The sequence below is a fragment of the Paracrocinitomix mangrovi genome (assembly GCF_019740355.2).
Taxonomy (GTDB): Bacteria; Bacteroidota; Bacteroidia; order Flavobacteriales_D; family Crocinitomicaceae; genus Paracrocinitomix; species Paracrocinitomix mangrovi.
Genome location: NZ_CP091819.1, coordinates 2,437,088 through 2,450,592, shown reverse-complemented (window position 1 = coordinate 2,450,592; position 13,505 = coordinate 2,437,088). Strand labels below are relative to the sequence as shown.

General features: G+C 36.2%; 15 protein-coding genes and 1 tRNA gene. All 16 read right to left on the bottom strand.

The window, feature by feature from the left end:
• Positions 1-176: 176 nt before the first annotated feature.
• The 16 genes from K6119_RS11255 to trpS all read right to left on the bottom strand — a co-directional run bounded on the left by K6119_RS11255 (position 177) and on the right by trpS (position 13,463).
• Positions 177-677, bottom strand: coding sequence for a hypothetical protein (locus K6119_RS11255; RefSeq protein ID WP_221838874.1), 501 nt, complete (start codon positions 675-677; stop codon positions 177-179).
• Positions 678-896: 219 nt separating this feature from the next.
• Complete coding sequence (locus K6119_RS11250) at positions 897-1,727, bottom strand: hypothetical protein (protein WP_221838876.1); 831 nt, start codon at positions 1,725-1,727, stop codon at positions 897-899.
• 38 nt (positions 1,728-1,765) lie between these two features.
• Positions 1,766-2,314, bottom strand: coding sequence for a hypothetical protein (locus K6119_RS11245; protein ID WP_221838877.1), 549 nt, complete (start codon positions 2,312-2,314; stop codon positions 1,766-1,768).
• A 136-nt stretch (positions 2,315-2,450) separates the two neighbouring features.
• Positions 2,451-3,383: a hypothetical protein gene (locus K6119_RS11240; protein ID WP_221838879.1), complete on the bottom strand. Its 933-nt coding sequence runs from the start codon at positions 3,381-3,383 to the stop codon at positions 2,451-2,453.
• Positions 3,384-3,514: 131 nt separating this feature from the next.
• On the bottom strand, positions 3,515-3,895 hold the full coding sequence (locus tag K6119_RS11235; RefSeq protein ID WP_221838882.1) for a hypothetical protein: 381 nt from the start codon (positions 3,893-3,895) through the stop codon (positions 3,515-3,517).
• A 164-nt stretch (positions 3,896-4,059) separates the two neighbouring features.
• The gene (locus K6119_RS11230; protein ID WP_221838884.1) at positions 4,060-4,374 is read right to left on the bottom strand and encodes a hypothetical protein; all 315 of its coding nucleotides are present in this window, start codon (positions 4,372-4,374) and stop codon (positions 4,060-4,062) included.
• A 139-nt stretch (positions 4,375-4,513) separates the two neighbouring features.
• A complete protein-coding gene (locus tag K6119_RS11225; protein ID WP_237828001.1) occupies positions 4,514-4,906 on the bottom strand; it encodes a DUF7674 family protein in 393 nt (130 codons plus the stop codon).
• Between the two features lie 147 nt (positions 4,907-5,053).
• Entirely contained in the window at positions 5,054-5,470 is a 417-nt protein-coding gene (locus tag K6119_RS11220) for a hypothetical protein (protein WP_221838888.1), read from the bottom strand.
• Positions 5,471-5,597: 127 nt separating this feature from the next.
• Positions 5,598-6,101 carry a hypothetical protein gene (locus K6119_RS11215; RefSeq protein ID WP_221838889.1) on the bottom strand — a complete coding sequence of 168 codons (504 nt, stop codon included), beginning with the start codon at positions 6,099-6,101 and terminating at the stop codon, positions 5,598-5,600.
• A gap of 99 nt (positions 6,102-6,200) precedes the next feature.
• Complete coding sequence (locus tag K6119_RS11210) at positions 6,201-6,635, bottom strand: hypothetical protein (protein ID WP_221838890.1); 435 nt, start codon at positions 6,633-6,635, stop codon at positions 6,201-6,203.
• Between the two features lie 193 nt (positions 6,636-6,828).
• On the bottom strand, positions 6,829-7,053 hold the full coding sequence (locus K6119_RS11205; protein WP_237828000.1) for a hypothetical protein: 225 nt from the start codon (positions 7,051-7,053) through the stop codon (positions 6,829-6,831).
• Positions 7,054-7,418: 365 nt separating this feature from the next.
• A tRNA-Asn gene (locus K6119_RS11200) sits at positions 7,419-7,492 on the bottom strand.
• A gap of 80 nt (positions 7,493-7,572) precedes the next feature.
• Complete coding sequence (locus tag K6119_RS11195) at positions 7,573-10,989, bottom strand: T9SS type A sorting domain-containing protein (RefSeq protein ID WP_221838892.1); 3,417 nt, start codon at positions 10,987-10,989, stop codon at positions 7,573-7,575.
• Positions 10,990-11,046: 57 nt separating this feature from the next.
• On the bottom strand, positions 11,047-11,622 hold the full coding sequence (locus K6119_RS11190) for a pseudouridine synthase (RefSeq protein ID WP_221838893.1): 576 nt from the start codon (positions 11,620-11,622) through the stop codon (positions 11,047-11,049).
• A gap of 8 nt (positions 11,623-11,630) precedes the next feature.
• Positions 11,631-12,323, bottom strand: a complete 693-nt coding sequence (locus K6119_RS11185) for a hypothetical protein (protein ID WP_221838894.1) — start codon at positions 12,321-12,323, stop codon at positions 11,631-11,633.
• Between the two features lie 171 nt (positions 12,324-12,494).
• Positions 12,495-13,463, bottom strand: a complete 969-nt coding sequence (gene trpS, locus K6119_RS11180) for a tryptophan--tRNA ligase (RefSeq protein ID WP_221838896.1) — start codon at positions 13,461-13,463, stop codon at positions 12,495-12,497.
• Positions 13,464-13,505 lie beyond the last annotated feature (42 nt).

Genomic DNA, 13,505 nt, shown 5'->3' with positions numbered 1-13,505 from the left:
TCAACGAAAATAAAATTGTAGTTGAATTGCGTGCGAAAGTACGTAAGCCAAAACCCCGGACTCTGGCTGTCCACCGTGTTAGGCCAAACCAGGATTTTGTACACGCAACTGGGAGCAAGTGTGCTGGCCAAGGGTGGACGTGAGCTTTGCTTACTGTGTTAGCATTAGTTTTTTATTCAGCTGTTTTGTTTCATTTCTTCTAGAGCCAGTTTCTTCCAATTTGGATCACCATTTTCAAAGAGCTCCTTCAGTTCTTTGGAACCTTGTTTTATCATGAATTGGAATATTTTCTGATTGTATTCTTTATTTTGCCTGAAATTGTTTTTCAGGTCCTCATATTTTTTGTCGAATTCTGCATAAAACTCTGCTAGAATTTCGACTTGATAATTGACTGATTTTTCTGAACCCCAGAAGAACTCTGGGAATTTCTGTGCTTTTTCCGATTGAGGGAACCAAAATTGCAATACTTTAGGCAAGTAGTATTTGTTTTTGTCAAACAGATTCACTAGATAAACGTCAATAGCCCCATGATCACAGATAAAACTGATTTGCCATTTATCATTTTTATAACGTAGGCAATGATCTTCAACTTCTTCAGTTAAATGGAATCCAAATTGACTCAGTGATTTTGGAGCTGCATTCTTAACTTGTTCTGGAAATTCCTTATAGCTATACATTTGCCTTAATTAATGCTAAAGTTTGCGTAAAGTTAGGCATTTACCTTGTTCTACGGAAGCGAAGCTGAAGTAGAATGCCGTCTTGAAGTGCGGTGGCCAAAACCCGTGCTCTGGCTGTCCGACCGAGTAGTGGCCACCCGGATATGTACGAGTACTGAGAGGGAAAGCGCGGCCAAAGTGATGGCTATGAATTTTACCTACTGTGTTAGGTGTAGTTTTCTACTTTCGGTGTACAGGGCTATCCCAAGACGATAGATAATGGTCTTGTATTATTCTCATTTTGTTAAGGTCAAATACAATTTCTCTTCTGTGTGTTAACCATTCATTATATTCATTTCTTTCCTTTTTGGGAAGGAACTGTTCAGTCGTATATATTAAAAGTGCAGGTGAATAGTTTTTGTTTGCAAGCTCTTTGGTAGAAATAAATGAATTGTCTTTTGTAATGATCTGACTGGAACAGCTGTCCGTTTTTTCTTTCGTCTTGATCACAGCCAAATGTATTAGGAAATTTTTGTCTCCTAGTAAGGTGTCCTTACCTATACACATTAAAACTGGGAATTTCTGATTTCCAATATTTCTAATACTATCGGTTTTCACTCCTAAGTTTGAATTTACAATCTGTAAAATTTCACCTTTTGTTAAAAGTTGGTTTAATTGTGTATAATTATTTGAATTAAATAAAAAAGAGAAATGAGTTTTTCTTGAGTAGATATTTACAACTTTTTTGTTTTCAGAATCTGTTTCAAATAGAAAGTCGATTTGAATTTGTCCCATGAAGCTTAATTGATAGACATAAGCTACATGTAGGTAAACATTATTCTCGTGACCTGGAAATTTATAACTCGAAGCATTTGCAGAAAGATTGACTAATTCATATGGGTTTTCAACAACATTAAATTCCTTTTTGACCAGATAATTATAGGATTCCTTCCCATAAGAATATGTAATTACAGAATCTGTAATGGAATAAAATTGTGTACTGTCTTGACTAAGTAACCAATTAGTTGTGATTAGATTAAAAAACGCTAAACAAATAATTAATAATCTCATTTCTTTTAATATAATACTAATCCTATTGGAAGTTACCTTTAGGTATCATTTTTCCTTGCACTCAGAATTTCTTGGGCAGCAATCTTAGCAGTTTCTTGCCAGCCGTTTTGAGTTGCGATTTCCTCCAGTTCAGAGTTTTTCATGTTGAAATATTGTTCTTTAAATTTCTTTATTTCCTTGATTTTTGCAGCCTCTAATTTTGTTTGGTTTATTTCCTGATAAATATCTCCTATTGATTTTTCTCCCGTATTGTATACAACCAGAGTTACTTTGTTATAGAAATATCTCAGTCCGACAATAAAAATTAAAATGGATAGAATAAGAACAAGATTACTTCCGGGTATCATTTCATCTTTGATCCATTTCGATAATCTAATACCTGCAACGGCTACAATTAAAATTGTAAGGACTTTGTGATACAAGTAATGGATTTCTGCCTTCAAGTTATAATTACAATTATGGCACTCGATAAGATTTGTCTCAGGTTTCAATGAGATGACTTTCCAAAATCCTAATTTTTCTCCACAATGAGGGCAATTTGCCATAAGTCTAGCGAATGGTACATAACGTTTAAGCAAAGCTAACAATTTATCGTATGCGAGTGCGGTGGCCAAAACCCCGGTCCGATAGCTATTGGGAGATGGCAGCCCGGATATGTACACGTACTGGGAGGGAAAAGCGTGGCCAGAGTGTCGGGCATGAACTTAACCTACTGTGTTAGCATCAGTTTTTTACAAACATGGATTCAGGAAAATCGGTTTGTTCAATTTCTGTTTCATCCTCTTCTAATGGAAAATATCTGTGAATAGAGTCAAAGAAATCTCGAACGTAATCAGGCAGGGAAGCTCGATTTCCTGCCATTGATGAAATACCAAGATTGTGTTTAACAGTTAGACTAAAATTTGAGTCATGTGTTGCCATTACTCTGTTGAATTTAGTTGAACCCGAGTCAGGTAAATCTGATAATCCAAATAATCTTTCAATTTTGTCAAACTGGTATTGATCAAATCTCCCATTGAAGTAGAATGTTTCAATTTTTTCTTTGCTATTGTAGTCTTGAACTATTCTGCGACAGGAATAATTCAAGCTGCTATCAAATTTGATATCAAAATAATGTATTCCTGTCCACCCATAAGAAACTGTTGACATGTCTATTGAATGAATTTGGCGGTCTTTTTTAATAGTATTGATATTCCAAAAAGTTAAGGTTCTGTCCAGTTGTTTAGGTAAATTTTGGGGAGGATTTCCTGATTTTTCCCATTTAATTGCTTCCTTGTCCGTAAGGTAATAACCAAAACTGCCTTTTAATTCATTGACAAGATGAATGGCTGTCGGATTTATAGCGGTCAAAATTAAAGAGTCAGGATTTGATTGACTCATAATGAAATATGAATCTGGTAATTCAAAATCTCTTCTTGGGATTTTCTTCTTTCCAACAGTTACACTTTCAACTACTGAAAAATCATGGATAAAATGTAAGGTGTCACCATTAATTTCATATTCAGATAAATAGTCTAGATGAGATGCCTGAACCGACTTGTCGAAGAATTTAAAGGTTGTCTTATGGGTGGTGATCCAAGTTGAATTCGTTAAATCAATTTGACAATGACAAGAAATTCCAACAAAAAGAAATATTGTAAATATTACTTTAGTCATATTGTAATTGATGCTAACGTGTGGCTAAAGCTAGCAATTTACTTTGTTCAACGAAAATAAAATTGTAGTTGAATTGCGTGCGATCCCGATAGCTATTGGGAGGATTGGCAAAAAAGGGTAGAACATGCGCTTTACCTATTGTGATAGGTACCGTTTTTTACTAGGGATTTCATTTCCTGCAAGTCTTTCTTGCTGATTTTGGAAATGTAGTTTCCGATAGCCAATTCACCTCCAACATTATATTTGATTTGCACTATAGACTTTTGAAATATTGGTCCGAAAATTCCGAATTCAAAAATGAATATAATTGGAAATAACAAAATAGAAAGTAGAATAGCAATTGTCGAAATTCTCGGTTTTATGTAATTGATTTCCTGAATGTCATTTAAAGGTATTTCAATAACCGTACGACTTCCAGTTAGCTTTCTTTCACGAATTGTCATTGAGTTCTGTCCGAAAATAAATTGATGCTTAGTTCCGAACTTTTCATTTTCATCAATTAATTCACTCATATTGTCAATGACAGCTAACGTTTGGCTAAAGCTAGCAATTTACTTTGTTCAACGAAAATGAAATTGTGGTTGAATTGTGTGTGAACAAGTTTCGGACTTTAGCTATTGTGTTGTGTGGCATTTTTCTAGACGTAACACTTCCAGCATGTACAAGTAATGATTTTTTATTCGGCAACAATTGAGGGATTAAGGGTGTCCTCCAAGTTTCCTTCTTTGAGTAATTGTTCGATTGTTTTTTCGATACAATCTCTGGTCAATTCTTGGACTAATAGATCTGGTGGTTTCATGAAAATTCCGCCTAAGTTTTCGCCCGATTCCTGAAGTTCTGTTCTACAAGTTTCTAAGAATTGGAAAGTCCAAACATTCAACCCGTAAGCCCTTCCGTCATTAAGTTCAATGCGAATATTGGCAAAGTCATTGTCTTTGTTCCAACTTTTTGGGTCAACTTCCTCAAATTCCAACCATAACGTAAAGTCCATTTTTGGCAATATTGTAATAACACATAACGTTTGAGTAAAGCTAGCAAATTACTTCGTTCAATGAAAATGAAATGTCTGTTGAATTGTATTTGCGTAGCTCTTGGGCGCAGGCTTTACATATTGTTTTAGCTCACGTTTTCTACCCCTGCAAGACTCTATTCCAGATACGGAGAACATTTTGATTCATGAGCATTTTGTAACAAGTTCTTAAATCAAGTCCAGCTGTAGAAGTAGCATTCTGGAGGGTTTCTAATATTCCGGATTGAATAAAATTGCTCGCGTTCTGGTCGCAATTTTGAAAATTTCTTTCGATAGTTTTGAATAAATTACGGACAGGTTCTTCGTTCCCTTTTTCAAATTCTGTAACTAAATTTTTTACAGGTTCAACTATGTCAATGTAGTCCAATCTTTCTATTTCATAATTGTCGTAATCTTTTCTAACTTCCTTCATAGATTCATTGAAACAGTTTGAACTAGCTATAAGTAGATCAAAGATTGATTTTTGATCCAAAAGATGAGTTTGGTCATTCATTCTTGAAGGAATTAGCTGTAACGCTTGACTAAAGTTAGGCATTTACTTTGTTCAACGAAAATGAAATTGTAGTTGAATTGGGTGTGATCCCGATAGCTGTTGGGATAGTTGGCAAAAAAGGGAAGGACATGCGCTTTACCTATTGTGTTAGGTAGCGTTTTTCTTCCTGAAAACTAAGTATGAAGAAACGAAACAGATTGCATAAGGAATTGTTAATGCAGATACGTAAATTTTCACTTCAATTTCTTGAAGTGCCCCTGATCTAGCAAACATATAAACTGTTATTCCAACCCAAATAAAAGGGAGTAAATTCCATGCAAGAAAACTTGTCAAAGGTTTATTTCTAACATTTTCAAATTTGTTCAGAAATAATGTAAGTCCAGCAATAGCATAACCAATGGAAAATATAAATGAAATCATTAAGTCCATTCCGATTGCTGATTCTTTTGTAAGCCATTCGCTCTTGTAGTCAGAATTGATTTGAGAAGAAATTATCAACATCACTATTGCTCCTATAAGTCCAGGTAATAATGCTCCAGCTGCATAATAATTAATTAGTTTCATTGGATTTGGGATTAATGACACCTAACGTTTGGGTAAAATTAGGCATTTACCTTGTTCTACGGAAGCGAAGCTGAAGTAGAATGCCGTCTTGAAGTGCGGACGCTTAGCTTTAGCTACTGTATTAGCTTTAGTTTTCCTCTAGAAACCCTCTCCGAATTAACATTTTAATTTTCCGTTGATTTTCCTCCTCTGAATTTTTTTGAAGAATTAACCTTTCATGAATGGCAGAAACCATTACTTGACAACAATATCCGTTTTCAATGAAAAACTCATGGTCATTTCCGTCATGAGTTATTAGTAGTCCTAGAGTATAGGGTTCGTTAAAATTATGAGGGTTTCGGTAACTGTCCAATTGTGCAGTTTCCATGTCAATAATGTTGATAATTCCAGCTTTAGAAGTGAACAGTTTTCGAGTTGTTAAAAGGCTCCAGTTTTTATCGTCTATTTTACAGCAACAAATCGGTAATTCTTCCTCGTTGTTATTAATTCGAAATTCTGCAAAGATTTGAGGAAAAAGTTCTGGTTCTTTAAATATGCGCGAAAACTTAGCTTCACATTTATCCCATATGACAGATCTTTCAAAGTTGCCCATACAAATAGTGTAAATAGAGAGATCTTTTTTTTCAGTCATATCGTCAATTAAACCTAACGTTTGAGTAAAAATAGCAATTTATTGAGGAGCAAGTGCGGCGGTCAAGTTTCAGACGTAAGCTTTAGGACTGTTTTAGGCTTAGTTTTTCTTTATGATAAAAGTGACAATTGGTTGCCAATCTCTGAACACTTGCATTAGAATTTCACCAGTCGGCAATACAAGTCGACCATTTTCTGTAGGTGGATCTGGCATTGATTCGAATTGCTTTCCAAGTTCATTAACCACAAATTCCAAAGTTTTAAGTTCCTGTGAAGAGGGTACTGAAATTTCTTGTTTAAGAATTTTGAAAAACGACATTTTTGGTTGGTTCGAAATTGAAATTCGAGTGATTAGACCCTGCTCAGTGCTAACCTTTATGCTATTGTTGGACTGAAGAATATAGGTGTAATCATCCTCATCTGAGACTTGAGATACTATTTTTGACTCAATTAATGGTTGAATTTCTTGTCCTAAGTGAATATTCAAATCTATTCGATCCGGATTCCATTTGAAATATTTTATCTGCTTATCCACTAATTCAGCCTAACGTTTGAGCAAAGCTAGTGATTTGCTGCTTGCGCAGCAAGTGCAAAACACGTGCGAAGTGCGCTGGCAAGAAAACCCCGGACTTTGGCTGTCCGACCGTGAGATGGCTGCCCGGATTTGTACAAGTAATGGGCGCTTTTGCGCGTGGACAAAGTGTAGGACGTGAGCTTTGCTTACTGTGTTAGGGTGCGTTTTCTTTTTGCAAGATACCCAATACAATAGCGTGAAGCTCTGGATAACTGTCTGTAAAAGGCTTCCGAGATTCATTGAACTTATCCTCATTCCATAAATTCTTGACCTTTAAACCAGGTAATTCGTCCAATCCGTTTATGTAATACTTGGCAACAGGTTCTAGATATTCGTATCCGTCACGCCATTCGAAATATAAATCATGCAATATTTCCAAATGGTCGGTTTCGGAATTTAATGGATTTTCCAGTAGAAGTACAAGTTTCTCTTTATGCTTTGTAGACATTTGCTAATCTTAATGCACCCTAACGTACAAATAAAGTTAATAAACTTTATCCCTATATAAAAGGAATAAAGCACATTGACTGAATTGCAACTATATAAAAACGAAAAGCCCAGGATCTAAGGATGCAGAATATATGATGTATAAGTAATGAATCATGTATAAAACAAAAAAACTCAGCAACTATGTAGTTACTGAGTTTCTGGGCTCCCCCTCTTGGTCCCGATAGCTATCGGGATGAACCAAGGAGCAACGATATAAAAACGAAAAGCCCCAGCTAATGCTGAGGCTTTCTCTCGCTCCCCCTCTTGGACTTGAACCAAGGACCCTCTGATTAACAGTCAGATGCTCTAACCAGCTGAGCTAAGGAGGAATTTGCTTGATGCTTTCATCAAAGCGGACGCAAATATAAATCTTTTATAAATAATAGCAAAACACTCAGAAAAAAAATATTTAATTCAGCACAACTCTTTTTCTAATTAGTTGATTCTGAACTTCAATCTCTACTGAATAAATTCCGCTTGACCACTGCTCTGTCTTAATTATATAGGCAGTTTTGTCTGAATTTTGCCAAATAAGCTCTCCCAACACATTGTAAATTTTCACACTGAAATTTTTTGTCAATCCATCAATATTTAAAATTTCATTAGCCGGATTTGGATAAATATTCAGTTGTTGTTCCCATTCATTCCATCCAATATCATCTATAAAATCAATGTGAACACTATCACAAACTTCGCATCCTTCAGCATCTGTAACACAAACAATTCCATCACCTCCCATTAAATCGGAAGCTGAATCACCGGTTGTGGCTGATCCAAAATCTGACCAATCAACAGTATATGGAGCTGTTCCACCTGTAATGGTCAATTGAGCCGAGCCGTCATTACAAGCTGTGCAGCTCGCTTCATTATTCATAGTCAATGAAAAGGCTACAGCAGTTGGTTCTGTCAAAGTTATGCTATTGGCAAATGTGCAACCATTGGCATCTGTCGCATCTATGTTTATTGTTCCGGCACACAAATCACTGATTAAAAATTGCGTACTGTTAACAGTTGAAACTGTTCCGCTTGAACTTGTTACTGTATAAGGTGCAGTTCCATTGTTAATATCCACAGTTGCTTCTCCATTGCAATCTCCATTACATACAAGTGTGGCAGTGGTATTTACACTTGTTGAAATGGCTAAAGGATCAGCTACATTCATTGAAAAATTGATGATACATCCATTGTCATCTGTTGCAACAATAGTTGTAGCTCCAGGACAAATGCCGTTAATTGAAAATTGCGTTCCACTAATGCTATTTGCTGTTCCATTGTTTGAATTAACAGTGTATGGAGCTGTTCCATTGGATAAATCAACAATTATTGCGGCATCACAAAATCCATTACAAGTAGGTAAAATGTAGTTGGATGTATCTATGGCAATGTTGCTAAGTGATCCCATTACAAAATCAACCGTATCCTTGCAACCGTTGTCATCTGCTACATAAATACTTTGTGCACCTTCGCAAATAGAGTCAATTTGAAAATCAATTAAACTTTGCCAGCTAATATTACCTGATGAAGTTATAATAGTGTAAAGCGAACTTCCGCTACTCATGCTGATATCAATTATTCCGGTACAAACTCCGTTACAATTGGCGTTTACCATATTGGTAGTGTCTATTTGTAATGCTGAAGGTTCAATAATGCTGATTCCCGGAATGGAGGTGGTGCAACCGTTGATGTCTGTTACAGTTGCCGTATAAGTTCCGTCCCCAACAAATATGAAGTCACCGCTTGTAAATTCGGTTCCCGGTCCTTCAACGCTATAGGAATAATAGGGTGTTCCACCACTTGCAACCAACTCAATTGATCCATTCAAATCTCCATTACAAATGGGGTTGGTAGTTGTGTTAACGTTCAGTGTTAGTTGAGGTGGGTCAGTAATATTTACTGTTGACATACAAGTACAGCCATTAGCATCTGTTACTGAAACATTGTAGCTGCCTGCTGTTAAAGATGGAAAGAATCCGCCTGTATTAGTGTTACCATTAACTGTATAAGTATAGTTAGGTGTTCCACCATCACCATAAACTTGAATAGCTCCATTGTTTCCACCAAAACAAAGTGGATTTGTTTCATCAATGATACAAAGTACGGGTGTTGGTTCATTAATAGTGAAATTGATTGAAGCTATACAACCAACAATATCATGGATCTCACCAGTGTAATTACCGGCTGGTAATCCGTTAAAAGTGCCGGATGATTGGATTGGTCCCGAATTAAGTGAATATCCGTAAGGTCCGCCATTACCGCCACTAACATTGTTAAAAGAAACAGTTCCATCAGTTCCACCAAAACATAAAGGATCTGTTACAATTAGGTTATAATCAATAGTATCGGGTTCTTGGATATTTATTTCCTGTATTGTAATACAAGCGTTGTCATCTTCAACAGTTACAAAATGTTGTCCGGCACATAATCCTGTAAATGTTCCACTTGATTGCGGAGTACCATTTAAATCCAAAGAATAGGTGAAAGGGCTGGTTCCACTTGTAGCACTCACTGAAACTGTTCCATCACATGAGTTGTTGCAATTTGAATCCGAAAAATTATCTATTTGGCTTGTGACGTTATTATTGGAGACAGCTATAAAATAACTATCTGTACAGCCATTGGCATCTGTTACAAAAACTTGATGTATACCTGCGGGAACATTTAAAAAATTACCATTATTTACTTGCAAAGTGCCATTTAGATCATAAACATAAGGCGCAACTCCACTTACAGCAGCTACTTCAAAAGCTCCATCATTCAAACCACAATTGGCGGGATTGTTATATACATAGATGAAGGTAAAGGGAGAAATGTAATTGACAGTTATAGTGTCAATAATCTGACAACCATTGGCATCTATTGCGGTAATTTCATGAAGCCCTGGACTTACATTTGGAAAATTAGGTGAAGCTTGTTGTGGTCCGCCGTCCATACTATAGGTATATGGAGCTGCTCCTCCGGTGACAGTTGCTGTGATAGCTCCATCTAACAAATTTTCACAGCTGCCATCTGTTGAGGACAATGACATTGCTAATGGAGAAGAAGTTTCTGTTACAACTACGTTGGTGATGTACAAACAGCCATTTAAATCTTTGACCAAAATGTTATATGTATTTGGGCATAAATTTGAAAATACATCTGAACTCTGAAAGTTGAAACCCTGATCAATTGAATATACATGAGGTTGACTTCCCCCAAATGAGTTAACAGTAATTTGACCACTACAACTATTGCAGGTAGTTTGGACTGAAGGATTTGAATTAATAGGAGGAAATGAATCAAGAACTCCAAGAGATATCGTATTTATACAATCATTGCCATCTTTGACCATTACTTGATAACCACCTGAAAAAAGTTGTTCAAAAATTCCACTGCTTTGTGATGTAGCGAAGTTGTCAATTGAAAATAAAAAAGGAGGTTCTCCTGCTAATGGAATAACCGAGATCATTCCTGTTTGAGAGCCAGGACATATAGCGTCTATTACAGTGTCAACGCCAACAATTGCTCCTACTGTTTGATCAATAGTGACGCTATTTGTAACTGTTTGCGCAATGTCATCTGTTACAGTATAACTGTAGGTTCCTGCACATAAACTGTCTATTGTTACATAATTATAAGTTGTTGTAAATGTTGTTCCGTTAGATACACTGATGGTATAAGGTGGAGTACCATTTCCAATTATTATGGCAAAAAGGCCATTACAAATAACTTCACCACAGGGTCCGCCAGCAGGCTGATGATAATTGGGATCTGTTGTGGCTGAAAATGATTGTGCCTGAGAATTAAGGCTTGTAATTGATAGAATTAATAATGCAAATATCTTTCTCATGTTTTGGGTTTAAGAAATGTAAGTTGTAGACGTTGAATGATAAAGTTAGTTGTTTGATTAAACCAATAATTGATCTACCTCAATCACTTCTCCATTTTTTAAATTCCCTAACTCCAATTTTCCAATACGTACTCTTACCAATCTAAGAACAGGAAAATTAACAGCTGCACACATTTTGCGTACCTGTCTGTATTTGCCTTCATTGATAATAATGGAAGCCCAGCTGGTAGGGCCATGTCTGTCATCTCTAACTTTAGGCTCTCTTTCTTCAAATCCGGGGTCTTCAATTATTCTGGCTTTTGCCGGAGCAACATTTATCATGTCACCATTAACATTAATGGTCATTGGTTGTTGTAATTGAGCTATGGCTTCTTCAGTAATTAAACCATCTAACTGAACATAATATTCCTTTTCATAACCTCTACCGGTAATTTCGGCACTTAGTTTTCCATCTGTACTTAGCAACAATAATCCTTCAGATTTTTGATCCAATCTGCCAATACTCATGGTGCCTTCTGCAAAGTCATACAATTCGCCTAAAAATTTTTGTTTATGACTTTTAGGTGCATTGGAGATGAATTGACTGATGTAGCCAAATGGTTTATGTAAGATGTAATGATGATGTTCAGCCATTAGGCAGATTACTTTCTTTTTTTAACTACTAAATAGCCGATAAAGGTAGCTAAAAATAAGAGGAATAGGATGCCTGTAGCATAGGCATATAAGAGGAATACACCGTAAACTGTTGCGGCGAAAAAGGCGTTTATGCATCCTGATTTATTGCTGTTTTGATAAGCATTGTAGGTGAGCATCATTACGATAAACGAAACAACAGAAAGAATGCCCAGAATAATAGCCGAGATTTGAAGTCCTTTGGCTGTTTTATCTTTCTCTACCCTTTTTAAATCTGCTTTTTTAGATTCGCTTTTAATGGGAACGTATAGCTGAACGTCTTCTTTAGGTATAACTTCATCATTGATGTAAACCCCATCTACTCGGTCCAGGTCTACTGCATCAATTAGGTTGAAATTGCGCTCGGTAATTTTAATGACAACAATGTTTTCTCTGTTAAATGGTTCGTCAGTGGGTGTAATTTCATAACCATAAATAATCTTTTGCAAGGTGTCAAATTCAGGTCCATCCACATAATAATAACCCCTTTCCGTTCTGATGTAAAGGTCCTTAATGCTGTCCGCAATTAAAGTATCCGGAGGCAAATAATTGTATTGATCAATAGCAACTGACTCAACTTTAGCAGGATCCAACGGTTTTAAGTTGGTAAATTTTTGACGTTGAAAATTGTAGAATCCACAAGCACTTAATGTACTTATCAAAAGGAGTATTAAAATTTTGACTTGTGGCTTCATAATGTTCTGGGGTACAGTTATGACGACATTGAGCATCAAAAAGTTGGGAGCATTATTTAGTTGGGCATGCTAAATTGAAAGGACACTTCTTGTATCCTAAGTAAAAGCAACAAAAATCTATTAAAATGCCTGGTAAACTTAGTAACCTACTTTTTCTCGAACTCTTTTTATTACGTCATCCGCAATAACTTTAGCCTTAGCTGCACCTTCATTCAGTACCTTGTCTAACTCACTTTTATTTTCCATGTAGTAAGTGTACTTTTCTCTGGCAGGACCAAATTTGTCAAGGATCAAATCCAAAATAGCTTTTTTAGTATGACCATATCCCCATCCACCGGCTGTATAATTGTTGCGCATTTCAGCAATTTGATCATCACTGGCCAATAAGGCGTAAATGGCAAATGCATTACAAGTATCCGGATCTTTAGGCTCTTCTAATTCTAAGCTATCGGTAACAATGCTGTTGATTTGTTTTTTTAACTGCTTTTCAGGTAAAAAGATGTTGATGAAATTCCCTCTTGACTTAGACATTTTTTCACCATCAGTTCCTGGAACTTTCATGGTGTTTTCATTGTGTCTGGCCTCAGGCATTACAAACATTTCACCCATTTCATTATTCATTCTGCGGGCTACGTCTCTTGTGAATTCAAGATGCTGTTCCTGATCTTTTCCAACCGGAACAAATTCGGCATCATACAACAAAATATCTGCAGCCATCAGCATAGGATAAGAGAATAGACCGGCATTAACATCTTCCAATCTATCTGCTTTATCCTTAAATGAATGCGCCAGATTTAATCTTGAAAAAGGGAAAAAGCAAGACAAATACCAGGTTAACTCAGCAGTTTCAGGTCGGTCACTTTGGCGATAAAAAGTTGATTTACTTACATCTAATCCGCAAGCTAACCAGGTTGCAGCCACACTGTAAGTGTTTTCTCTCATTTCTTCGGCATTTTTAATCTGCGTCAAAGAGTGTAGATCTGCAATAAATAAAAACGAATCATTTTTATCGTCTTCTGCCATTTCTATGGCCGGTAATATAGCCCCAAGTATGTTTCCTAAGTGTGGAGTTCCTGTACTTTGTATACCTGTAAGTATTCTTGCCATTTGCTTTTTAAGTTATGAAGGATAAAAGTAGTTATTTTTGAT